The 23,550-nt window shown below is 64.3% G+C and carries 23 protein-coding genes; 5 read left to right on the top strand and 18 right to left on the bottom strand.

Features of this window, described 5'->3' with window-relative positions; genetic code table 11:
- Positions 1–92: 92 nt before the first annotated feature.
- The gene (locus XH98_RS33640) at positions 93–1,001 is read right to left on the bottom strand and encodes an amino acid ABC transporter substrate-binding protein (RefSeq protein WP_271603189.1); all 909 of its coding nucleotides are present in this window, start codon (positions 999–1,001) and stop codon (positions 93–95) included.
- A 190-nt stretch (positions 1,002–1,191) separates the two neighbouring features.
- Here XH98_RS33640 and XH98_RS33635 point away from each other — a divergent pair, with 190 nt between their 5' ends.
- The 3 genes from XH98_RS33635 to XH98_RS33625 all read left to right on the top strand — a co-directional run bounded on the left by XH98_RS33635 (position 1,192) and on the right by XH98_RS33625 (position 4,149).
- The gene (locus XH98_RS33635; protein ID WP_271621133.1) at positions 1,192–2,433 is read left to right on the top strand and encodes an amidohydrolase family protein; all 1,242 of its coding nucleotides are present in this window, start codon (positions 1,192–1,194) and stop codon (positions 2,431–2,433) included.
- Positions 2,434–2,469: 36 nt separating this feature from the next.
- Positions 2,470–3,675 (top strand): amidohydrolase family protein, encoded by a 1,206-nt coding sequence (locus tag XH98_RS33630; protein WP_271621132.1) that lies wholly within the window; start codon positions 2,470–2,472, stop codon positions 3,673–3,675.
- A 150-nt stretch (positions 3,676–3,825) separates the two neighbouring features.
- Complete coding sequence (locus XH98_RS33625; protein ID WP_271621131.1) at positions 3,826–4,149, top strand: hypothetical protein; 324 nt, start codon at positions 3,826–3,828, stop codon at positions 4,147–4,149.
- A 14-nt stretch (positions 4,150–4,163) separates the two neighbouring features.
- Here the strand turns inward: XH98_RS33625 and XH98_RS33620 are convergent, their stop codons facing one another.
- From XH98_RS33620 to XH98_RS33595, 6 genes are all read right to left on the bottom strand, one after another.
- Complete coding sequence (locus XH98_RS33620) at positions 4,164–5,081, bottom strand: DUF1932 domain-containing protein (RefSeq protein WP_271621231.1); 918 nt, start codon at positions 5,079–5,081, stop codon at positions 4,164–4,166.
- Complete coding sequence (locus tag XH98_RS33615; protein WP_271621130.1) at positions 5,078–5,947, bottom strand: ABC transporter substrate-binding protein; 870 nt, start codon at positions 5,945–5,947, stop codon at positions 5,078–5,080. Before XH98_RS33615 ends, XH98_RS33620 begins: the two co-directional genes overlap by 4 nt.
- 44 nt (positions 5,948–5,991) lie before the next feature.
- Complete coding sequence (locus XH98_RS33610; RefSeq protein ID WP_271621129.1) at positions 5,992–6,705, bottom strand: PIG-L deacetylase family protein; 714 nt, start codon at positions 6,703–6,705, stop codon at positions 5,992–5,994.
- Between the two features lie 49 nt (positions 6,706–6,754).
- The gene (locus tag XH98_RS33605; protein WP_271621128.1) at positions 6,755–7,639 is read right to left on the bottom strand and encodes an amidohydrolase family protein; all 885 of its coding nucleotides are present in this window, start codon (positions 7,637–7,639) and stop codon (positions 6,755–6,757) included.
- Positions 7,640–7,668: 29 nt separating this feature from the next.
- On the bottom strand, positions 7,669–8,379 hold the full coding sequence (locus XH98_RS33600; RefSeq protein ID WP_271621127.1) for a TetR/AcrR family transcriptional regulator: 711 nt from the start codon (positions 8,377–8,379) through the stop codon (positions 7,669–7,671).
- Between the two features lie 106 nt (positions 8,380–8,485).
- Entirely contained in the window at positions 8,486–9,631 is a 1,146-nt protein-coding gene (locus XH98_RS33595; protein WP_271603196.1) for a mechanosensitive ion channel family protein, read from the bottom strand.
- Between the two features lie 121 nt (positions 9,632–9,752).
- Here XH98_RS33595 and XH98_RS33590 point away from each other — a divergent pair, with 121 nt between their 5' ends.
- Positions 9,753–11,003: a DUF763 domain-containing protein gene (locus XH98_RS33590; protein ID WP_271621126.1), complete on the top strand. Its 1,251-nt coding sequence runs from the start codon at positions 9,753–9,755 to the stop codon at positions 11,001–11,003.
- Here the strand turns inward: XH98_RS33590 and XH98_RS33585 are convergent.
- The 3 genes from XH98_RS33585 to XH98_RS33575 all read right to left on the bottom strand — a co-directional run bounded on the left by XH98_RS33585 (position 10,904) and on the right by XH98_RS33575 (position 13,492).
- Positions 10,904–12,211: a cytochrome P450 family protein gene (locus tag XH98_RS33585; RefSeq protein ID WP_271621125.1), complete on the bottom strand. Its 1,308-nt coding sequence runs from the start codon at positions 12,209–12,211 to the stop codon at positions 10,904–10,906. The two genes, XH98_RS33590 and XH98_RS33585, sit on opposite strands and share 100 nt — an antisense overlap.
- Positions 12,212–12,285: 74 nt before the next feature.
- Positions 12,286–12,612, bottom strand: coding sequence for a hypothetical protein (locus XH98_RS33580; RefSeq protein WP_057758324.1), 327 nt, complete (start codon positions 12,610–12,612; stop codon positions 12,286–12,288).
- Between the two features lie 106 nt (positions 12,613–12,718).
- Positions 12,719–13,492, bottom strand: a complete 774-nt coding sequence (locus XH98_RS33575; RefSeq protein ID WP_271621124.1) for a ferredoxin--NADP reductase — start codon at positions 13,490–13,492, stop codon at positions 12,719–12,721.
- 158 nt (positions 13,493–13,650) lie between these two features.
- Here XH98_RS33575 and XH98_RS33570 point away from each other — a divergent pair, with 158 nt between their 5' ends.
- A complete protein-coding gene (locus XH98_RS33570; protein ID WP_271621123.1) occupies positions 13,651–14,847 on the top strand; it encodes an amidohydrolase family protein in 1,197 nt (398 codons plus the stop codon).
- 273 nt (positions 14,848–15,120) lie between these two features.
- Here the strand turns inward: XH98_RS33570 and XH98_RS33565 are convergent, their stop codons facing one another.
- The 8 genes from XH98_RS33565 to XH98_RS33530 all read right to left on the bottom strand — a co-directional run bounded on the left by XH98_RS33565 (position 15,121) and on the right by XH98_RS33530 (position 23,314).
- Positions 15,121–15,576 carry a MarR family winged helix-turn-helix transcriptional regulator gene (locus XH98_RS33565; protein WP_220001903.1) on the bottom strand — a complete coding sequence of 152 codons (456 nt, stop codon included), beginning with the start codon at positions 15,574–15,576 and terminating at the stop codon, positions 15,121–15,123.
- A 12-nt stretch (positions 15,577–15,588) separates the two neighbouring features.
- Positions 15,589–16,293 (bottom strand): ABC transporter ATP-binding protein, encoded by a 705-nt coding sequence (locus XH98_RS33560; RefSeq protein WP_057758333.1) that lies wholly within the window; start codon positions 16,291–16,293, stop codon positions 15,589–15,591.
- A complete protein-coding gene (locus XH98_RS33555; RefSeq protein WP_271621122.1) occupies positions 16,290–17,081 on the bottom strand; it encodes an ABC transporter ATP-binding protein in 792 nt (263 codons plus the stop codon). Before XH98_RS33555 ends, XH98_RS33560 begins: the two co-directional genes overlap by 4 nt.
- Positions 17,078–18,967: an ABC transporter permease gene (locus XH98_RS33550; RefSeq protein WP_057758337.1), complete on the bottom strand. Its 1,890-nt coding sequence runs from the start codon at positions 18,965–18,967 to the stop codon at positions 17,078–17,080. Before XH98_RS33550 ends, XH98_RS33555 begins: the two co-directional genes overlap by 4 nt.
- 144 nt (positions 18,968–19,111) lie before the next feature.
- The gene (locus tag XH98_RS33545; RefSeq protein ID WP_271621121.1) at positions 19,112–20,314 is read right to left on the bottom strand and encodes an ABC transporter substrate-binding protein; all 1,203 of its coding nucleotides are present in this window, start codon (positions 20,312–20,314) and stop codon (positions 19,112–19,114) included.
- Positions 20,315–20,363: 49 nt separating this feature from the next.
- Positions 20,364–20,948 (bottom strand): amino acid synthesis family protein, encoded by a 585-nt coding sequence (locus XH98_RS33540; RefSeq protein ID WP_271603204.1) that lies wholly within the window; start codon positions 20,946–20,948, stop codon positions 20,364–20,366.
- A 15-nt stretch (positions 20,949–20,963) separates the two neighbouring features.
- Positions 20,964–21,860 carry a UPF0280 family protein gene (locus tag XH98_RS33535; protein WP_271603205.1) on the bottom strand — a complete coding sequence of 299 codons (897 nt, stop codon included), beginning with the start codon at positions 21,858–21,860 and terminating at the stop codon, positions 20,964–20,966.
- A complete protein-coding gene (locus XH98_RS33530; RefSeq protein WP_271621120.1) occupies positions 21,857–23,314 on the bottom strand; it encodes a 6-hydroxynicotinate reductase in 1,458 nt (485 codons plus the stop codon). Before XH98_RS33530 ends, XH98_RS33535 begins: the two co-directional genes overlap by 4 nt.
- Positions 23,315–23,550: the final 236 nt, after the last annotated feature.

The raw sequence follows: 23,550 nt of genomic DNA, 5'->3' as shown, positions 1-23,550 counted from the left end.
ACCGATATCCTTCGGACCTCGCCCACCCCTTTCGGATGTAGCGTTTTGGCACGGGTCTCTCCCAGCGCTGAGAGGTGGAAGCCGCCCTCGCCTCACTTCACCGCATACACGTCCGGATCGGCGCTCGAGCTCGGGTTCTTGAAGGCGGCGCGCAAGGCCGGCGACATCGGAACGTTGTAATTGATGCCGTTCGGCGGGGTCGGCGATTCCAGCCACTTCCTGTAGAGCACCTCGATCTCCGGGCTTGCGTAGAGCTCGGCGGTCGCGCGATCGGCCAACGCCTTGAACGGCGCGTCGTCCCGACGCAGCATGATCCCGTAGGGCTCTGGCTTGGAGAAGGTCTCGTCGCTGATCATGAACTGCGCCGGCTCCTTCGAGCGCGCAATGGCGACCGCGAGCTGAATGTCGTCGAGCGCGTAGGCCTGCGCGCGGTCGGTCTCGAGCAGCAGGAAGGCCTCGGCCTGATCCACGGCCGGCATGATCTTGATGCCGAGATCGCGCTCGGTGTTGACCTTGGCGAGCTGGTTCAAATTGACCGAGCCCGCCACAGCCGTGACCGCCTTGCCCTTGAGGTCGTCGATGGTGTTGATCTTCGCGGCCTTCTTGGCGGCAAAGCGCGTCGCGCTGAGGAAGTGCGTGTTGGTGAAGGCGACCTGCTTCTGGCGGTCGGCATTGTTGGTGGTCGCCGAGCAGTGCAGGTCGAGCGTGCCGTTGACCATCAGCGGGATGCGGTTCGACGAGGTCACCGCGACATAGTCGACGGCAATGTCGGGCATGCCGAGTTGCTTCTTCACGGCGTCCACGATTCTGAGGCAGATATCCATGGCAAAGCCGACCGGCTTCTGGTTGCCGTCGAGATAGCTGAAGGGCACCGAGGCTTCCTGATAGCCCAGCGCAATTTTCCTGGTCTCCTTGACCTTCTGGAGCGTACCGGAGAGATCTTCGGCAGACGCTGCGCCGGCAAGACAGGTGACGGCCAAGAGAACGGCGGGTAGACGCATCGAAAGCTCCTGAAAAGGTCGCGCCGCCATGCCGGGCGCAATCGAGGCGGTGATAGCCCAGCCGCCCGCCAGCCACCAGACCGGCCTGGGTCTACCAGCTATCGCGGCTTTCGATATGGCGGCAGGCCCTTCGTCTCCGCTACATTGGCACGATCGTAGGACTCGCCGATCTATCAGCCAGATCTTCGCCATGACCGCACAGACCGCTTTCGACCTGATCTACCGCAATGCCCTGCTACGATCGTCCCCGACACCCGTCGATATCGGCGTGAAGGGCGGACGCATCGCTGCGATCGAACAAAAACTCGCCTGCGAGGCCGTCGAGGTCGATCTCGGAGGACGGCTGGCGGTGCCCGGATTCGTCGACACCCACATCCATCTCGACAAGGCCTGCCTGCTCGAACGCTGCGGGCACATCCACGGCACGCTCGGCGATGCCATCCGTGCCGTCTCGGCGATGAAGCGGGATTTCAGCACCGACGACGTCCATGCGCGCGGTGCCAAAGTGCTCGAACGCGCCATCGTGCACGGCACCACGCACATGCGCACCCATGTCGAGATCGACCCGCGTATTGGCCTGCGCAGCTTCGAGGCGATCAAGGCGCTCAAGCGCGACTACGGCTGGGCGATTGATCTTGAGCTTTGCGTGTTCCCGCAGGAAGGGCTGACCAACGATCCCGGCGCCGACGAGCTGCTGGTTCAGGCCCTGCGTGACGGTGCCGATGCAATCGGCGGCTGCCCCTATACCGACACCGACCCGAATGCGCATCTGGCACGCATCTTCGACCTCGCCCAGGAGTTCAATCTCGATGTTGACCTCCATCTCGATTTCGATCTCGATCCCTCCTGGTCGCATCTCGACGAAGTCGTCAGGCAGACCGATGAACGCAATTACGGAGGCCGCGTCGCAATTGGGCACGCCACAAAGCTTTCGGCCCTACCGCCGGAGCGGCTGAAGGCCGCCACCGCGCAATTGGCCAAGGCCGGCGTCGCCGTTACCGTGCTGCCGTCGACCGACCTTTATCTGATGGGGCGCGAGGCCACCCACAACGCGCCGCGCGGGCTGACGCTGGCGCACAAGCTCGCGGGCGAGGGCATCGTCTGCTCGATCGCGACCAACAATGTGCTCAATCCGTTCACGCCGTTCGGCGATGCCTCGCTGCTGCGAATGGCGAACTTCTACGCCAATGTCGCCCACGCCGCCGTCGGCGATTTCGACACCTGCCTCGATCTCGTCACCGAGCTGCCGGCGCGGCTGATGAATCTCGGGGATTACGGGATCGCGATCGGCAAGCCTGCCGATCTCGTCGTGCTCGATACCAACGACAGCCGCTTCGCCATTGCGGAGCTGCCGGATATCCTGATGGGATTCAAAAGCGGGCGGCAGACGTTTGAGCGGTCGCCGGCCAGGCTGCTTCGCCCGCGAAACTGAACCAGGCGCGACACATCGACCCGACGGAGCAACCGGATGGCCTTCGACAAGATCTTCCTGAACGCGCGCTTCGATGGCGGGGCGCGGCATCACATCGCGGTCAAGGATGGCCTGATCGCTGCGCTTCTGCCGGCCGACGCGCCCGCTGGCGGCGCCAAGACTATTGATCTCGGCAATGCCCTTGTCGTTCCCGGCTTCGTCGAAGGCCACATCCATCTCGACACCAGCTTCTACGGCGACGCCTGGCGTCCGCACAAGCCGTGCACCAATGGCTTCAACGTGCACGAACGCGTGGCCTTCCAGGCCGAGAACATGGCCGAGGCGGCGCCGATGGACGTGCGGGCGCGCAACCAGCTCGATCTCTGCATCGGCAACGGCTCCACGCAGATGCGCAGCCACGTCATGGTCGATGGCTCCGTCGGCCTGAAATCGCTCGAGACGATCCTGCGCGTGCGCGAGGAATACAAGAGCTTGATCGACATCCAGCTCGTCGCCTTTCCCCAGAGCGGCATCCTGACCAGCCCAGGCACGCCGCAATTGCTCGATGAGGCCATCGGCCTCGGTGCGAACCTCGTCGGCGGGCTCGATCCCGCCAGCTTTGATCGTGACGTCGAGAAGCACCTGGACGTCGTGTTCGGCGTCGCCGAAAAGCACGGTGTCGACGTCGACATCCACCTGCACGACATGGGCACGCTCGGCGGCTTCGAGATCGAGCAGATCGCCGCGCGCACGCGCGCGCTCGGCATGGAGGGCCACGTCGCCATCAGCCACGCTTACGGGCTCGGCGATATCACCCTGGACCAGCTCAAGAGCGTCGCCGACATCCTCGCCCGCTCCGGCGTCGCGATCATGACCAACGCCCCGGGCGCCCGCGCCTTCCCGCCGATCCTTATCCTGCGCAGCGCCGGCGTCACCGTGTTCAGCGGCAACGACAATATCAGGGATTCCTGGTGGCCCTATGGCGACGGCGACATGCTGCGCCGGGCGACGACGCTCGGCTATCGCTCGGGCTTCAACACCGATGAGGAGTTACGTGTCGCCTTTGACGTCGTTACCTTGTCAGGGGCCAGGGCGCTGCGACTTGAAGGCTACGGCCTGCATGTCGGCGCCCAGGCCGATTTCGTGGCGTTGAACGCCGAGCATGTTCCGGAGGCCGTGGTCGCCGTGCCGCAAGGCCGCGCTGTCTACAAGGCAGGTATGCTCGTCGCGCGCGACGGCAGGATTGCCGGGAAACGTCCCTGATCCCCACCGCTTTCCGGCCGGATTCATCGCCAATCGCCCCCAAGATGGAGTCCAGTAGAATCCCGGACCGTAGCTCCACGCGTTGCTAGAAAGGTGGCCCTAACCATAATTGGGCACGCGCACTGACCATCTGCGTTCTCCGGGGAAGTTATGGATACGTTCGGCGCATTCAGCAGCCTTGATTATCAATCCATCCGGGCCAGGACGCCCGCCGAGACCGCCATCAAGCGATTGAGCGGCATCGGCGAGGTGCTGTCGGGGCTCGACACCGCCACGATCCGCTCGCCGGACGATATGGCCCGCGCGCTGCGCACGCTCGATACCGCCGACAAGTGCATTCGCATGATCCTGACCGAATTCAAAAGCGAGCGTACCAAGGACGTCATCCGCGAAGCCGATCGCCTGATTGACTCGATCGAACTCGCCCGCGATGAAATCTCGGGCCTGCACCACGCCAGCGAAGCCGCGAGCTGAGCGCTTGCTCGGCCCTAACGCTTGATCTTTGCGAGAATACGATCCGCCTCGGTACGCCAATCCGCGCTGCGAGCGAATTCCTGCGTACCCTTCGGCCCGAACACCCCCTCATCCGCGAGATCTGCGACCCAGGCCTGACGCTCGGCGGTGCCCTCCGCCGACCAGGGCGTCAGGCCGGCCTCACGCACCGTCTCGGCGACCTCACGCACCTCTTCGGCGCGTCGACGGCCGTGCTCGATCACCCGCTGGAAGAAATAGGCGCCCTGCTTCTCCCAGTTGATGCCGGGAAACGTCTCCGCGAGTGAAGCCAGCACCGCATCCTCGACGCCATAAGCGCGTGCGGTCGTAAAACTTTCGATCACCATGGCCTCCAGGCCCTTGATCATGATGCTGCGGCACATCTTCACGGCCGAGGACACGCCGAGCCTGTCGCTGGCGACCTTGGCCGCGAAGCCGATCGCGTTCAGCAGCGGCTCCAGCTCCCTCGCGCCGGGGCCACCAAGCAGCAGTGGCACCTTGATGCGATACGGCGGCACCGAGGTCATCACGGCGCCCTCGACATAACGTCCGGCAGCGCCATCGATCAGCGCTGCTGCACGCTGCTTGGCGCCCGGCGAGGCTGAATTGAAATCGAGAAACCAGGTGCCCCTGATGATCGCATCAGCGCAGGCTTTTGCCACCGGCACGGCCTGGCTGGCGGTAACGGCCGAGATGATGAAGTCGGATTTTGCGGTCAGTTCGGCATGAGACGCTGCGAGCATCACGCCGAACCTCGCAGCATGTTGCTCCATCGCAGCGCCCTGCCCGCCTCCGAGCTTGATGTCGTAAGCCGCGACCTTGATGTCCTGCTGGCGCAGATCCTCGGCCAGGATCCGGCCGACCTCGCCATAGCCCACCAGCCCGATCTGCCACCGCTTCGGATCTGCCATCAGTTCAGTCCTCGTGTCGTCGCGTCAAAAAGCTCCTCGATCGCATAGCGGCGCGGAATCAGCGCCTGCTGGAATGCGTAGTCGACGATCAGCTCCAATGGTTTTCTGTTCGCTTCAATGCCGAACGGCAACAGATCGGGTGTCGCCGCCGGCCCCATCTGCTCCTTATTCCGCTTGAGCAGATCATAGACAGCAGCGACGATTTCGGGGCGCGTTTTCGCGAGGCCTTCGGTCACGACCACGAGATGATTGACCGGCACGACGCCGCGGCGCGCATACCATTTGGCGGCTTCCGTCGCGGGATCGGGGAAGAGCGACTTCAGCTCGGGATTGTCAGTGGTCTCGCCAAGGACGGCGTCGACCTCGCCATCCAGCAGCATCTGCAGGACCTTCTTGTCTGTCGGCGCCCGCTCGGTGGTGTCGACATATTCGGCGACGTGCGGATCCTCGAACGTCACCCATTTGATCTTGTCGAGATTGACACCGTAATCGTTGGCGAGGATGCCCCGGATCCAGGCCCCGGTCGTCGTGGTGAACGAGCGGATGCCAACGCGCTTGCCTTCGAGATCATCAGGTCCAAGCGTCCCGCGCGCGGGGTTGTACAGCGCATAGGCATGCTGGAAGCGGCCGAGCATGGTCGCCGGCAACAGCACCAGCGGCTTGCCGTGCGCCTTCGCCATCAGATAGGTGACGATCGCCATCTCGCAGACGTCGAACGCCTGCTCGCGCACCATCGGTTTGAACGCCGTGTTGGTCGGCGTGTACTCGATGAAGTCGAGTTCGAACAGATCGGCGCGAAGCTCGCCGCTCTTCACCGCCTTGACGTGAGGGTGATTGCCGAGCACGGCCCTCAGCTTGAGACGATCCATCGGCGCGCCCCCCGATCAGACGATGTTTCGAACGAGGACCGGCTTCATGCCAGCTCCTCCGCAACCGTCGGAAACAGGCGCTGATAGGCTTCGCCATAGGTCATGGGCACGCCCGTATTGCGGCTGCCCTGGATGCCGCGGTTGAGCGCGACGCGCTCGTAATAACCCCAGAGATGCTTTTGCGCGGCGAGGATCTGAAACGCCTCGTATTTCTCCTTCCAGACCTCGTCGATCTTGAGCAGCAGGTCCGGCTTGTAATTGCACTGCTCGGGCTGGTGCGGCTCGAACAGGAACACCGGTGGCGCGGAATATTTGTACTGCGCGCCGGGCTCATGGCCCATCGCCTGCGCAACCACGCGCGTCTCCTGGGCGAAATGCGCCGCGTTTGGATGGTCGAAATTGTAGGGGTCTTCCAGCGCGTGCGTCAGCACGAAGCTCGGATTGAGTTCGCGGTAGATGTCGACCATGCGGTCGAAATGCGCCTCGGTCAGCTTGAGCGGATAGTCGCCGCAATCGAAAAATTCGATCTCGGCACCGAGCAGCTTTGCCGCCCGCTCCGCCTCGTCCTTGCGGCCGGCCTTGACCGATTGCAGCGTCGCGCCCTTCTCCTTCCAGGCGAACTGGCTCTCGCCGCGCTCGCCAAAGGACATGCAGACGATCTTCATGCGATAGCCCTTCTTCGCATGCAGCGCGATAGCGCCGCCGGCACGCCAGACGAAATCGCCGGGATGGGCGGTGATCACGAGACCGGTTTTCATGGGAGAACCCCCTCTTCTGAAGTAGACGCCCTGTCGATCGCCACCGTGGTCATCCGTCGAATCCAAACAGGCGCGCGGGATTATCGACCAGGATCTTTTGCTGGAGCTTCGGCTCCGGCGCGAACAGCGGGATCAGGTCGACAAGATCGCCGTCATTCGGCATCACCTTGACGTTGGGATGCGGCCAGTCGGTGCCCCAGATGACGCGGTCCGGTGCGGTCTCGACGATCTTTCGCGCGAACGGCACGGCATCGGTGAAGGGCGGACCGGCCGAGGACACACGCTCCGAGCCGCAGGTCTTGACCCAGCATTTTTCATCGCGCCACAGCAGCTCGATCAGGATTTTGAACGGGAGCTGGTCGAGCCCTTCGGCGGCCTTGACCCGCCCCATATGGTCGATCGTGTAGCTCAGCGGCAGCCTGGTCAGCATGTCGGCATAGTCAGGCAGATCGATCGCATCGAAATGCAGATCGATGTGCCAGCCGAGCGGCGTCACCATCGCGACGATGCGGTCGAAAACGCGCTTGTCGGGCACGCCGCCGAGATGGCGGACGAAATTGAAACGGCAGCCGCGGAAGCCGCCTTCGTGCAGCACGCGCAAGCCCCGCTCGGTGATGCTGTCGTCGATATTGGCGACCGCGCGGTAGGCGCCGTTGCTCTGCGCGATGGCGTCGAGCGCCACCGTGTTGTCGGTGCCGTGCACGCTGGCATTGACGATGACCGCGCGCTCGACGCCGAGCTTGGCGTGCAACGCCTTGAAGTCCTCGAGCGGCGCATCCGGAGGCGTGTAGGATCGGTCGGGCGCGTAAGGATATTTCGCGCCGGGGCCGAAGATGTGGCAATGCGCGTCGCAGGACAGTTTTGGCAGCCTGAACTTTGGCGTGCGCGTGTTGGGATCGGGCGGTGGAATGGTGGGCGTGTACGTCATCGTCATCACTTGAACCGCCGAGCGAGACGTTTCTTTCAAGTCTTGTTGCTTGCGACAGTCGGCCGCCGCGCCGGCACGGCCTGATCCAGCGCTGGCGCCTGGAACGCGGCCACGGTCGCCTGCACCATCTGCTCGATGGCATTGGCGGCATCGCTGCCGTCGGCCTCGCCGCGCGACAGGCGCGAGACACGTTCGGGCGTCACGAGCGAGTAGTAAAGCGCGCCGAGCAGGAAGTGGCTGCGCCAGACGATGTCGGTGCGCGGAATGTGCGGCAGGCTCTCGTGGATCGCGTCGATGAAGGCGTGGCTGGTGTCGTCGAACGTCTGAGCAATGATCTTTCGCGCCACGTCGTTGCCCTCGGCCGACATCACCGCGCGCAGCCGCGTGAAACGAGCGCCGCCACCGGCAAGATCACTGCCCGAGGTGAAGGCCGGCACCACATAGGCCCGAACGATGGCTTCCAGCCGGTCCTGCAGATCGCGCACGCGCCTGGCGGCGGCGAGCAGCTCCGAGCGGCGCAAGTTCATCGGTCCGCAATGGCGCCGGTAGATCTCCAGCAGCAGGCCGTCCTTGGTCTTGAAATGATAGGTGACGCTGCCGGGATTGGCGCCGGCCGCGTGCGCGATGTCGCGCACCGAGACGGCGTTGAAGCCGTTGGTGGCGAACAGCTCCTCGGCCGCGGCGAGAATCGCCTCGCGCATGTTCGGCTTGCGGGCCGTTTCCTTGCTGGTGGGCTTGCGTGCCATGCTATTTGTACTATCGTACAAAAGAACAGGTCTCGTCAACAAAAACCAGCGGCAACGTCCGGAAAGCTGAAGGCTGCCGACATCCGCACTCAGCGAGGCTCTCCTCTCAGTTGTGCGCGCCCGCCCGCATCTTCTCCGGCGCGGCCGGACGCCGGAGCAACTCGGCATCATCGCCCCCACCCTGCGGGATCAAGATGGCGCGCTCGCGCGGCAGTGCCTCCGGCATCTCGTCGCGGATGAAGGCGATCAGCTTCTCCCTGACCTCGCAGCGCAGGTCCCAGGATTGCGGCGCGTTCCGCGCGCTGACCAGCGCGCGCAACTCGATGGTGCGCTGGTCCGCATCGATCACCTGGAGATTGACCACCGCACCGTCCCATAGCTTGGATTCCTTCACGGCTCCCTCCAGCCAGCGCCGGATGCGCGGCACGTCGGCGCGGTAGTCGACATGGAGCGCGATGACGCCGATCAGGGAGGCCGTGTCGCGCGTCCAGTTCTGGAACGGCTTTTCGATGAAATAGGACAGCGGCACCACCATGCGGCGCCAGTCCCACAGCCGGATCACGACATAGGTCGCGGCGATGTCCTCGACCCAGCCCCACTCGTTCTCGATGATCACGGCATCCTCGATGCGGATCGGCTGGGTGATGGCGATCTGCAGGCCCGCGATCAGATTGCTGAGCAGCGGCCGCGCCGCCAAGCCGACGATGATACCGGCCGCGCCGGCGGAGGCGAACAGGCTGACGCCATATTGCCTGACCGAATCGAACGTCATCAGCGCCGTCGACACCGTGATGATGACGATGATGATGTCGGTCACGCGCTTGAACACGCGCACCTGGGTCACGTGCTTGCGCGCAACGAAGTTTTCGCTGACGTCGCGAAAATTCTGCAAATAGCGCGCCGCGCTCATGTCGACGATGCGGATCGAGATCCAGCCAATCAGCGCGATGAAGGCAACCACGAACAGGCGCGTCAGCGGGTTGCGGAACGCATCGTCCAGCGGCGCGAGCGGCAGCACCAGCGCGACGGCGGCAAGACACAGCGCGAGCTGGGCCGGCCCCGCCGTGCGCTCGATGAACACGCTCAGCAGCGGAAGCCGGGTTCCGAAGGTGCGATTGAGCAGCCAGGCCGCGAGTCGATAGAACGAGAGCGCGATCAGCATCGCCCCGGCGACCAGGCCGAGACCGATAAACCATGACGGTATCCACCCGAACATCCTGTCGATGTCGGTCATGACGGCTTGGCGATTCATTCATGTCCCCGCAATTGCGTTGGCGACCCAACGCTCTTTCGGCGGCTTCGCTCCCACGCCCAGTGCAATGCAGCATCCCTCTGGTGCAACCGTCGCCGAATTGCGCTATGTGTGGGCAATCATGACTCGCCGAACCGGCAGCGCCGATCTTCCCTTGCACACCGGACGAGTTCCGCCGTGGCTGGCGAGCCGCATGGCATCGCTGGGTGCCATCGTCACGCAAGCGATCGTGCTGCATTATGGCCGCGACGCATTCATGCAGCGGCTGTCGCATCCGTTCTGGTTCCAGTCGTTCGGCGCCGTGATGGGGATGGACTGGCACTCCTCAGGCATCACGACGTCGGTGATCGGGGCGCTCAAGCGCGGGCTCGGCCCGCTCCAGGACGAGCTCGGCATCTATGTCTGCGGCGGCCGCGGCCGGCATTCGCGCAAGACGCCGGACGAGTTGTCGCAGCTCGGCGACCGCGTCGGCTTCGACGGCGCAGAGCTCACGCGCGCCAGCCGCCTCGTGGCCAAGGTCGACAGCGCCGCCGTGCAGGACGGTTTCGATCTCTATCTGCACGGCTTCTTCGTCACCGCCGACGGCAAATGGACGGTGGTGCAGCAGGGCATGAACGGCGACAAGCGCCAGGCCCGCCGCTATCACTGGCATTCTGAAGCGTTAAAGAGTTTTGTCGACGCGCCCCACAGCGCCATCGACGGGCCGCAGCAGGGCGAGATCGTCAATCTCACCGACCATCGCGCCGACATCTCGCGCAGCGCGCAGCTCGAGCTGCTCAACGAGCTCGGCCCCGATCGCATCCTCACCGAATTCGAACGGCTTTCGGGCACGACGCCCGAGCCGGAGCAGGCCATGCTGCCGCATCTGATCATGCCCGCGCATCATGACGTCAGGCCGAAAGACGTGTTCGCACGCCGCCTGCATGGCACGCTCGCGGCCGCAGCCGAGCGCGGACCGGTCGATTTCCCTGAACTGTTGCTGACGCCGGGCGTCGGTGCGCGCACCGTGCGATCGCTGGCGATGGTCGCCGAGGTCGTGCATGGCGCACCCTATCGGTTCAAAGATCCTGCGCGCTTCTCGCTCGCCCATGGCGGCAAGGACCGGCATCCCTATCCGGTTCCGATCAAGGTCTATGACGAGACCATCCGCGTGCTGAAGGGCGCGATCCAAAGCGCGAAACTCGGACGCGAGGAAGAGATCCAGGCGATCAAGCGCCTCGACGACCAGGCCCGGCGGCTTGAGCGCACCGCAAACGGGCCATCGGTCGAAGCCTATATCGCCGGTGAGCGTGAGGCCTCGCCCGATCTCGATGGCCGTTCCGTGTTTGGCTGGGAGCGCGATCTCATGGCGTCGCGCAAATCGACGGGCTGACGGTCGGACGCGATCACCGGGAGCTTCGCGATCGCACGCAGGCCCGGTCGCTTGCGCCAGTGAACCTGCGAAGCATCGACTGCGAGAGCAAGGCGTGGCCAGCGGGTGAACAGCGCCTCGAGCGCGCAGGCTGCCTCGATACGCGCGAGCTGATGGCCCAGGCAGAAATGGATACCCGTCCCGAACGACATGTGCCGGTTCGGCTTGCGTTCCAGATCCAGGCGCTCCGGCTGCTCGTGCACCGCCGGATCCATATTCGCGGCGGCGAGCATCACCATGACGCGATCGCCCTTCTTCAACGGCACTCCCGCAAGCTCGATGTCTCTACGCACGTAGCGTGGCTTCGAAAACTGCACCGGGGAGACGAAGCGCAAAAACTCCTCGACGGCGAGCGCGGCGCGGCTCCAGTCCTGTTCCATCCAGTCCCGCAATCCAGGATTTCTGAGCAGCTCGTAAACCGAGCCGCTGATCAGATGCGTGGTGGTCTCCGAGCCCGCCGCCAGCAGCAGGAACACCATCGATACCATTTCGTCCGGCGTGATCTCGCCGCCCTCGCGTTCGACCTGGACCAGTTCGGCAATCAGGCCCTCGCCGCCCCGCTCGCGCGCGATCTGCAACTGTTCCTGGAGGTAAGTCCGCATCTTGCGGAACGCGAACAGCAAGCGAAAGAAGCTGACGACGTTCGTCAGTGAGGACATCGCATTGGCCCAGGCGATGAAGCGCGGACGATCGGCCATCGGCAGGCCGAGCAGCTCTGAGATCACCGACAGGGGCAGAATGCGCGCATAGCGCTCAACCAGATCGGCGGGAGTACCGTTCGCGAACAGCTCGTCGGCCAGACCATCCGCAATGGCGCGGATGCGCGGCTCCATCGCAACGATGGCCCGGCGGCGAAAGGCTTCGTCCACAATGCTGCGCAGCCTGGTATGATCAGGCTCGTCCATCGTCAGCATGTTGTTGGCGACGGTCTTGACCAGCCCCGGCATCCACCAGCGCAGGCCGGCGATTTCGCCGTCTTCCTTGCGCAGCGTGAAGATCGTACTGTCCTTCAGCACTTGCGCCGTCGCATCGTGAGTGGTGGTGATCCAGACGTCACCGACGAGGGGGAAATGCGTGGCGACCACAGGGCCCTGCGCGCGCAGCGCGGCAATGGCCTTGGGCGGATCGCGAAAGAAGGCCTCGCTGGTGAAATCGAGGCGCGGTGCCATGGGATCACCAAATTGGTTCGTGGCGCCTCAACCAGATGGTGAGCGAGGCCACCGGCGCAAGGGCCGGAACCGGGCTATCCCCGCCCCGGCGAGCGTGGCCCCGCCTTGCGCTGCTGCTGCGTCGTATAGGCATCCCAATGGCTCCAGCTGCCATTGCTGAGGCTTTGCAGATCGGTGCCGAGCGGACGGCGCGTGCGCTTGTCATGCTCGGCGATGACGCGTTCGGACTGCGCAATCTTGCGCTTGAGTTCCCCGATGGTCTTCTGGGTCTCGCCGCTGCGCTTGGAGGACGCAATCTCGCCCATCGTGAAGCGCGCGGTCTCGAGCGCCTTCAACTCGGCGCGGTTTTTCTTCAACTGAACCCGGTGCCAGGCGATGTTGCTGTCGCTGTCCGCAACCATGTGGGAACTCCGCTGATTCGCTCCCACAGTGTATCAAGCGCCGAATCGGCAGGGCAACGCCCGGCCGAAGGCGAAAATGCGGAGATATTGCGAGAAAGCGCCGCTTTTAGCGTTCGGCAAACGCCTTTTCGACCACGAACTGGGCGGGTTCACCATGGTTGCCCTCGACGAAGCCGCGCTCGCCCAGCAGCACGCGGGTGTCGGCGACCAGCGCCGGGCTGCCGCAGATCATGACGCGGTCATGGGCCGCCTCGATGGCCGGCAGGCCGATATCGGTGAACAGCTTGCCCGAAGTAATGAGGTCGGTGATGCGGCCGCGGTTGCGGAAGGGATCACGGGTCACGGTCGGGTAATAGATCAGCTGGTTCTGGATGTACTCGCCGAGCAGTTCGTCCTTGGGCAGGTGCTCGGTGATCATCTCGCCATAGGCGAGTTCCCTGACGTGACGGCAGCCGTGCAGCAGCACGACCTTCTCGAACCGCTCATAGGTTTCGGGGTCCTTGATCACGCTCAGGAACGGCGCGAGACCGGTACCGGTGCCGACGAGATAGAGGTTGCGGCCCGCTTCCAGATTGTCGATGACCAGCGTGCCGGTGGCCTTGCGGCTGACGATGATCTCGTCACCTTGCTTCAGATGCTGGAGGCGCGAGGTCAGCGGACCATCGGGCACCTTGATCGAGAAGAATTCGAGCGTGTCCTCGTAATTGGCGCTGGCGACGCTGTAGGCCCGCAGCAGCGGCTTCTCGCCGACCTTGAGCCCGATCATGGTGAATTCGCCGTTGCGGAAACGGAAGGTCGGGCTGCGGGTGGTCTTGAAGGAGAACAGCGTGTCGGTCCAGTGGTGGACGCTCAAAACGCTTTCCTGATTGAAATTGCTCATCTCACCCTTCCGTTTCGCTTCTCACGCGGTCTCGAGGCGGTCAGCTATGCGTCGTTTGTATACGATCATTCGTATACTAATGAATAATCCCGCTTGATCCCGCGGTCAAGGCTGCCCAAGATCGAAAGCGTTGCAGTTGGGAATGAGGAGCCCTTTCCATGGCGCATGACGCACCCCAGGCCACCGGACCCTCGAAGCTGGTGATCCGCAATATCGGCCTGATTCTGTCCGGCGCGCTGGAAAAACCCATTCTGGACGGCGACACCATCGTCGCCGAGAACGGCAAGATATCAGCCGTCGGGCGTTACAAGGACCTCAACACCGAAGGCGCGACCACCATCGTCGACGCCAACGGCACGACGGTCACCCCAGGCCTGATCGACAGCCACGTCCATCCTGTCGCGGGCGACTGGACGCCGCGGCAGAACCAGATCAACTGGATCGACAGCTCGCTCCATGGCGGCATCACCACCATGATCTCGGCGGGCGAAGTGCACATGCCCGGCCGCCCCCGCGACGTCGTCGGGCTGAAGGCGATGGCGATCTTCGCCCAGCGCGCGTTCTGGACGCTGCGTCCGGGCGGTGTGAAGGTTCACGCCGGTGCGCCGGTGATCGAATGCGAGATGGTCGAGGAAGACTTCAAGGAAATGGCCGCCGCCGGCGTCAAGCTGCTCGGCGAAGTCGGGCTCGGCGGTGTGAAGGACGGCCCGACGGCGCGCAAGATGGTCGGCTGGGCGCGCAAATACGGCATCCAGAGCACCATTCACACCGGCGGCCCCTCGATCCCCGGCTCCGGCCTGATCGACAAGGACGTGGTGTTGGAGGCCGATACCGACGTGGTTGGCCACATCAATGGCGGCCACACCGCGCTGCCGGACGACCAGATCCGCTGCATCTGCGAGGGCTGCAAGCGCGGGCTCGAGATCGTTCACAACGGCAATGAGCGCTCGGCGCTCTACACGCTGCGCATCGCGCGCGAGATGGGCGATCTGCACCGCGTCATCCTCGGCACCGACGGGCCGGCCGGCTCCGGTGTGCAGCCGCTCGGCATCTTGCGCATGGTCTCGATGCTGTCCTCGATCGGCGAGCTGCCGGCCGAGCTCGCGTTTTGCCTTGCCACCGGCAACACCGCGCGGATGCGACAGCTCGATTGCGGCCTCATCGAAGTCGGCCGCGCCGCCGACTTCGTCATCATGGACAAGGCCCAGCACTCGCCCGGCAAGAATATCCTGGAGAGCGTCCAGCTCGGCGACCTCCCCGGCATCGGCATGACCATCATCGACGGCATCGTGCGGACGCAACGCAGCCGCAACACGCCGCCGGCCGGGAGAGTGCCGGAGGTGGTGGCGAAGTAGGCGGGGAAATAGTGCCGTAGGGTGGGCAAAGCGAAGCGTGCCCACCATCTTTTGTAAGTCGCAAAGAACGTGGGCACGGCGCAAGAGCGCCTTTGCCCACCCTAGGAGACCGTCACCGCACCTTGTTCAGCAACGCCATCAAGAGTGCCGTAGGGTGGGTTAGCCTTGTGGACTGCGCGAAGCGCAGACCGCGAGGCGTAACCCACCAACTTCGCTCAGCCTTCGCGGAAACATGGTGGGTTACGCCTTCGGCTAACCCACCCTACGGGACCGTCACCGCAGCTTGTTCAGCAGCGCCATCAACAGCTCGCGCTCTTTCGCATCGAGCGGTGCCAGCGTTTCGCGCGTGATCGCAATCGCGTTCGGCGCGAGTTTCTCGGCAAGCTGCTGACCGGCGCGCGTCAGGCTCACCAGCAGCCGCCGCCCGTCTTCGGGATCCTGGCTGGTCTCGGTGAGGCCGCGGGCCGTGAGGCGGTCGATCACGCCCTTGATGGTCGCGACGTCCATCGCAGTCAGCCGTCCGAGCTGGTTCTGCGAGCACGGCCCGGTCTCGGCAAGCTTCGACAGCGCTGCCCACTGTGTCGGCGTCAGGTTGATGCCGATGTCGCGGGAGAAGATCGCGCTGTGGCGCTGCCAAACCTGGCGCAGGATGAAGCCGACCTGCTCGTCGAGCACATAAGGCGGTTTTGCCGGTTTGACGTTCTTCTTCGCCGTAACGCTTCTCGCCATCCGTCCCCGCCCTCACAACGACAAATGCGCGTCACGAATATCCGGACGCGCGTCAAGCTCGGCCATGGTGCCGCCGAAGCAAATGCGGCCGCGCTCGATGATATAGGCGCGATCGGAAATCAGCCGTGCAAAATGCAAATTCTGCTCGGAGACGACGATGCTGACGCCTTCCTTCTTCATGGTCAGGATGGCATCGACCATCTGCTCCACGATCTTCGGCGACAGGCCTTCCGAGGGCTCATCCAGCAACACCAGCGATGGATTACCCATCAGCGTGCGCGCGATGGTCAGCATCTGCTGCTCACCGCCGCTCATGCGGCCGCCGGGACGATTCTTCATTTCGCCCAGATTCGGAAACAGCGCGAACAGTTTTTCGCGATCCCAGTGCGGCGCATTCGGCCGTTTCGGCTGGCGGCCGACTTCGAGATTCTCCTCCACCGTCAAATCGGTGAAGATGCGCCGCTCCTCCGGCACGTAACCGAGCCCCTCGCGCACGATCTCATGCGTCGGCTTGGCCGAGACGTCCTTGCCCTCGAACATGATGCGGCCGGTGCGCTGCGCGACGAGGCCGACGATCGAGCGGAACGTGGTCGACTTGCCGGCGCCGTTGCGACCGAGCAGTGCCACGACCTCGCCCTCACCGACCTCGAAACCGATGTCGAACAGGATATGCGCAGGGCCGTAATGACTATTGAGGTCTTGCACCGCGAGCTTCATGCCGAAGCCCCCTCGCGATGCCCGCCCTCGTACAGCAGCCCCTCGCCGAGATAGATCGCCTGCACCTGCGGATTGCCGCGCACCTCGGCCGGCGAGCCCTCGGCGATCAGCGTGCCGCGATTGAGCACGATGATGCGGTCGGCATGCTCGAACACCACGTCCATGTCGTGCTCGGTAAAGAGCACGCCGATCGACTTCTCCTTCGCGATCTGCGCCGTGAGCCGCATCAGCTCGACGCGCTCGCGCGGCGCCATGCCGGCCGTCGGCTCGTCCATCAGCAAAAGCTTCGGATCGTTGGCGAGCGCCACCGCAAGCTCGAGGCGCTTGAGGTCGCCATAGGCGAGCTCGCCGCAGGGCCGGTCCGCATAGCCGCTCATGCCGACCAGCTCGAGCAGCCGGCCGGCCTCGTTGCGGTCGACGTCAGGCGCCGAACCCCAGAAATTGAACAGCTGCCTGCCATGCGAGATCAGCGCGACCTGCACGTTCTCGCGTACCGTCATGGTCGCGAAGGTCGCCGTGATCTGGAAGGTGCGCCCCACGCCCATGCGCCAGATCTCGCGCGGCTTCTTGCCCGTGGTCTCCTCGCCAAGCAGGCGCACTTGGCCGCTATCAGGCTTGTTCTGGCCGTTGAGCATGTCGAAGCAGGTGCTCTTGCCCGCGCCGTTCGGGCCGATCAGCGCCAGGATTTCGCCTGATCGCAGCGAGAACGAGACGCCGCGCACGGCGTGGATGCCGCCATAGGATTTGGTCAGGCCTTCGACCGCGAGAAGTGGGGGTGCGAGGCTCATTCGGCAGACTCGATCGGCTTGGCGAGTAAGGAGGATCCCGGCGGCGATGACTTCCTGCGGCGCTGCGCCAGCACCTCGAGCATGCCGACGATGCCTTTGGGGAAGACGACGACGATCAGCACGATGAAGCCGCCGAGCACGAGCTTGGACAGATCGGTCTGGCTCACCAGCCAGATGTTCAGCGCCTTGTAGACGATGGCGCCGATCACCCCGCCGGATACCGTTTCGACGCCGCCGAGCAGCACCATGACCAGCGCATCGACCGAGAGCGAGATGCCGAGATTATCAGGGAATACGCTGCCCTTCAGATAGGCGAACAGCGCGCCGCCGATGCCGGCAGTGGTGCCCGCGATCACGAACGCCGTCCACTGGATGCGCTTGGCATCGATGCCGACGGCCTCACTGCGCAGCACCGAGTCACGCGTGGCGCGCAGCGCGTAGCCGAACGGCGAGAACACTGCGATCCGCAGCGCAATGGTGACGAGCGCCGCAACGCCGAGCGCCAGCCAGTAGAAATGCGACGGGCTCGCAGCCCAGCTCGCGGGCCAGACGCCCAATATGCCGTTGTCGCCACCTGTGACGCTGACCCATTGGAACGCGATCGACCACACGATCTGCGCAAAGGCCAGCGTCAACATCGCAAAGTAGACGCCGGAGAGCTGCACCGCGAAGAAGCCGAACACGGCGGCCCCCATGCAGCCGAGCAGCGGGCCGAGCAGCAGGCAGACAATCATCGGCAGTCCCGCCAGCTTGGCGAGGAACGCGACGCCATAGGCGCCGAGGCCGAAATAGGCGGCGTGGCCGAACGAGGCCAGCCCGCCGACCGACATCAGGAAATGCAGGGAGACGGCGAAGATCACGAAGATCGCGATCTCGGAGCCGACGGTCAGCGCGTAATTGCCCGCGAACAGCGGCAGCAGCGCCGCGACGACGAGCGCCGCCAGCGACGCCAGCCGCTCGTTCGACGTCAGTGGCCGCCACGGATTGACCGTGAGGCCCGGCGTCTTGCGCGCGGCCGCCTCCGGCTTGCCGAACAGGCCCCAGGGCCGGACGATCAGCACCACGGCCATCACCAGGAAGACCAGGATGATGGAAATTTTTGGAAAGATCAGGATGCCGAACGCGTTCAACTCGGAGACCAGCACCGCCGCAACGAAGGCGCCGACGATGCTGCCAAGGCCGCCGATCACGACGACCACAAAGACCTCGACGATGATGCGCAGATCCATGGCGTGATGCACGGCATCGCGCGGAATCTGGAGCGCGCCGCCGAGGGCGGCAAGGAAGACGCCGACCGCGAACACCGACGTGAATAGCCATTTCTGATTGACGCCGAGCGCGGCGACCATGTCGCGGTCCTGCGTCGCCGCGCGCACCAGCACGCCCCAGCGCGTGCGCTGGAACAGCAGCCAGAGAATGCCGAGTACGACGGGCCCGAGCACGATCAGGAACAGATCGTAGCTCGGGATGTTCTGGCCGAAGAAATCGACCGCGCCCTTGAAGCCCGGCGCGCGGCGGCCGACGAGATCGTCAGGCCCCCAGATCAGCACGACGAGATCCTCGACCATCAGTGTGAGGCCGAAGGTGCCGAGCAGCTGGAATAGCTCGGGGGCGTGATAGATGCGACGGAGCAGCACCATCTCGACGAGGACGCCGATCAGCGCGACCGCCAACGCCGCCGCGACCACCCCGCCCCAGAAGCCGAACGCTCCGGAGAAGCGCTCGGTCAGCGTGAAGGCGATATAGGCACCGATCATGTAGAAGGCGCCATGCGCGAAATTCACGATCCGCGTCACGCCAAAGATGATCGACAGGCCCGAGGCCACCAGGAACAGCGACGCTGCGCTGGCGAGTCCGGTCAGAAACTGTACGACGTAAAAGGCCATCGGCGGTCCGGGTTAGGTGGACGTAGGGTGGGTTAGCGCAGCGTAACCCACCATCTTTTCGCGTGTAGCACCTAAAGTGGTGGGTTACGCCCTGCAGATGCGCTTTGCGCATCTGCAGGGCTAACCCACCCTACGGCACCGCGGTCAATCCTTCGGGCGCAGCTTCTCGACTTCGGCATCACCAGGCAGATAGTCCGCGCCCTTCTTGTAAGCAGCATCCACCATCACGCCCTTGCCGTCCTTCTGCGCGGTCTTGCCGACGAAGGCGCCGAGCGTCGACTGGTGGTCGATCTTGCGGAAGGTGATCTCGCCGAACGGCGACGGCATCGAGATGCCTTCGGCGGCCGCGATCATCTTGTCGGTATCGGTCGAGCCGGCCTTGGCCAGGATCGCCGCCGCCGCCTTGATGGTCTGGTAGCCGACGATCGAACCGAGGCGCGGATAATCGTTGTACTTGGCCTGATAGGCCTTCAGGAACGCATCATGCTCGGGCGTCTTGATCGAGTACCAGGGATAGCCGGTGACGATCCAGCCCTCGGGAGTCTCGTCCTTGAGCGGATCGAGATATTCGGGCTCGCCGGTCAGGAAGGACACGACCTCGCGCCCCTTGAACAGGCCGCGGGTGTTGCCTTCACGCACGAGCTTGACGAGGTCGGGACCGAAGGTGACGTTGAGGATGGCCTCCGGATTGGCCTGCGCCACAGCCTGCACCACCGGACCTGCATCGATCTTGCCCTGCGGCGGCCACTGCTCGTCGACCCATTGGATGTCAGGACGCTTCTCCGACATCAGCTTCTTGAACACTGATACCGCCGACTGGCCGTATTCATAGTTCGGCGCAATCGTCGCCCAGCGTTTTGCCGGCAACTTGCTGGCGGCTTCCACCAGCATGGCGGCCTGCATGTAGTTGGAGGGACGCAGGCGGAAGGTGTACTTGTTGCCCTTCGCCCAGGTCACGGCGTCCGTCAGCGGCTCGGCCGCGAGGAAGAACACCTTCTTCTGGTTGGCGAAGTCGGAGACCGCAAGGCCGATATTCGACAGGAACGTCCCCGTCAGCATCGCAACGCCCTCGCTGGAGACGAGCTCGTTGGCCGCGGTCTGCGCATCGGCCGGCTTGCCGCCGTCGTCCTTGGAGACGACCACAAGCTTCTTGCCGTTGATGCCGCCAGATGCGTTGATCTCTTCGACCGCGAGCTGCCAGCCCTTGCGGTAGGGTTCGGTGAATGCAGGCAGCAGCGAGTAGCTGTTGATCTCGCCGATCTTGATGTCCTCCGCCAGGGCCGAATGGCCCATGCCGGCAGCCAGAAGCGCAAAGGCAGCGCCGACGACGTAATTTCTTGCTCGCATCCCAACCTCCAGTTTTTAACTCGCCAAATCTTCTGTTTCAGACCATCTTCTATTTCAAACCGTCTTCGCCCTTGATCTCGGCCACCGTCAGCCCGCCGACGCGCGGCAAAGGACGGCCGCTGTCGGTGACGGCGACGGCCACCATGATCTCGTTGGCGCGCGGCGCGTCGTTGATCTGCACTTCCATGCCGTCGAAATGGCTGCGCACGAAGGCGGCGTCCTTATGCCCGAGCGGAATGTCGAGCGTGGTGCCGGGGCCGCTGCGCTTCTTGGACGATGGAATCAGCGCCGCACCCTTGCCCAGAACTTTTCGCACCGGCGCGCCCATCTTGGGATGAAGGATCGCGGCGGCATGTTCGAGCTCGCCGTTCTCGCCGACCGCGGCGGCCTTGCCGTAGCTGTGCGCCTTGGCGCCATCGATGCCGAGCGCAGCCACCGCGCGCTTCGCCAGCAAATCACCAAGCTCCTCGCCGATCGCGATCAGCGGCGAGAGATCCTCGACATATCTTCCGGCAAAGGGATTCTCGATCACGGCGATCGCCGCCGCGCGTCTGGTCGGCGGCGAAACCTGACGGCCCATCTCCATCTGCGTCTCTTCGACGACGGTGACGATCTTGCGGATGATCACGCTCATGCTTCACGTCCCTGTTCAGGCATCGACCGCGTTCTCCAGCATCAGCGGGCGCGATCGCTGCTCCTCTATGGTCCTGGTTCCGATGACAAGCATATCACCACAAAGCCTGAGCACGGCCCCCTCGATCAATCCGCGATCGAACAATTGCCGTGCACATTCCGCGCCAGATTCGAGCGCGGCGCCGATCTCTGCTTGCGACAATTCCCCGACGTCGCGGGTGACGAGACGCGCGCCGAGATCGCTGTCGGGCTGAAGCTCGTTGGCGGGTTGCCTGACGATGGCGGGATGGCCGGGCAGATCGACGGCATTGGCGATCACGGTCGCCGCCGCATCGGCCTGCGAGGCGGTCGCCGCCAACACCGTCACTGCATCGGCAATGCCGAGCGAAAAGCTGCGGCCATGGCGGCCGCTGGTGGCGATGCCGCGCACGGGATCGTCCGCATCGATCCTCATGGCGCGCATCACGCCATCGCGGTCGGGCCGATCCATCAGGCCGACGGAAAAATGCTCGCCCCGCCCGAGATGCAGGGCGATGTCGCCGCCATTGTTGACATAGGCACGGTCGAGCGACGCGGCGCCGAGCATCGCGCCGAGAATCTCCTCAGCCACGCTGCCGGCCACTGCTGCCATGGGCGTGATGAAACAATCGGCGGCGTAGGGCGCGACAGCTGCATGCATCCGGCGCGCAACGATGCCCTTCAGCGAAGTTCGCGCCTCGGCGGCCTTGCGCAGCTCCGGCAGTTCCGTACAGAGCTCATCGAGCAGTCCGGTGAACCGCCGCGATGCAGCCTCATAGGCCGCGCGCACCTGATGCGCCGGGCCCCTCGCCTCGACGATCAGGTCAATCGGTCCATCCTGCAAATGCAGCCGCCGGCCATCAGACAGCAATGCGATTTGCGGGAGCCGTGTCATGCCCGTCGTCCCGGGATCGGATGCTGCCAGGGCAGCTGACGGACATCGTCGCCGCCTTTCACCTCGGACAGCGGCTTGACATAATCCATGTGCCCGCCGAGCGCGGCATAGTCGGACAGTTTCATCGTGAATTCGATCGGCGCGACCAGTGCCGGCGTCGGCACATAACCGAACGCGCCCGCGGGCATCTGCGTCACGTCGACCATGTAGGTGATGCCGCCGCCCGGCCAGACATAAACCGCCGCACCGCCGCTGGTAACGCGCGTCAGCGCGTCCTTCACCGAGCGCGTCAGCCGCACCGGGTTGTCAGTGACGCCGGCGCGCAGCGAACCGCCCGCACCGGCCATGAACAGCACCGTGCACAGCGCCGGCTCACAATTTTCCTGGATGCGCTCGACCGTGAATTTCAAATCGGCCGGCATCTCGGTCTCGACCGGCTTCAAGGCCTCGTCGAGCACGTAGTAGGACGAATGCTCGCCCGTCGTGGACACCATCAGCATCGAGAGGCCGGGCTTGGCCTCCTTGGGATCGAACGGCCCGAGGATCGCAAGCGGATCGGAGATATTGGTTCCACCCCACCCGGTGCCGGGATCGGCGACCTGGAAATAGCGGCCGGGCGTCGAGCGCCGGCCCTTCATCTTGATGCCGGTGTCGGCGATGTCGAGCAGCTTTCCCGCCTGATGCTCGGAGAGCACGCCGGTGATGTGGTCGTCCACGACGACGACCTCATCCACCTTGCCGTGCCATTGTTTGGCGAACATGCCGATCGTCGCCGAGCCGCAGCCGACGCGCATGCGCTCTTCCTTCACGCCGTTGACGATCGGCGGCTGGCCGGCCTGCACCACAATGCTGGCGCCGCCGTCGATGGTCAGCTCCACCGCCTTGCAATTGGCAAGGTCCATCAGCGTGTCGCAGGTGACGCGCCCCTCTTTCTTGGAGCCGCCAGTCAGATGGTGCACGCCGCCGAGCGACAGCATCTGCGAGCCGTATTCGCTGGTGGTGACGTGGCCGACCGCCTCGCCCTGCGCGCGCACGGTCGCGGTCTCCGGCCCGAGATAGCGGTCGGTGTCGATCTTCACCTTGACGCCGCAATAGGAGAAGATGCCCTCGGTGACGACAGTCACCATGTCGACGCCGTCGACCTCGGAGGAGACGATGAAAGGCGCCGGCTTGTAGTCGGGGTAGGTTGTCCCCGCGCCGATCGCGGTCACGAAGGTCGAGGGCTCGTGGACGAGCTTGCCGTCCCAGTCTTCGCTGCGGCTGAACGGCACCAGCTTGCCGCCCTGCGACACGGTACGTTCCAGAATAACGTGCGGATCGACGCGGACGAGCTTGCCATCGTGGTTGGCATAGCGGTCGCAAGCGCCCGCCGCGTCCGGCTTGATGTAGCACATCACCGGACAGGCATCGCAGCGGATCTTGTCGGTGGCCGCGCTCGTCGTTTCCATCACCATGTCAAAGCCAGCAGAGCGTGCGATTATCATTCGTATACGAACGATGTTGCGCGCGGTCCCGATAGCTGTCAAGCGGCGCCGCGCGCGAAAAGGCGCGCCTGCCGAATAAAACCTCATTTGCCTCCCGGCCTTGTCCACAAAGCGGGCAGCCACGCTGCACTGCGGCATGACGGCTTGCACGTTTGTGTACAAACGGTATCGTCGCGACGTAGAAACTTTACGACCGCAGGGTTTGG

Origin of the sequence: Bradyrhizobium sp. CCBAU 51745, from assembly GCF_028128715.1 — a bacterium.
Taxonomy (GTDB): Bacteria; Pseudomonadota; Alphaproteobacteria; order Rhizobiales; family Xanthobacteraceae; genus Bradyrhizobium; species Bradyrhizobium manausense.
The sequence above is the reverse complement of the archived record's forward strand: the minus strand, read 5'-3'. Positions and strand labels throughout refer to the sequence as shown.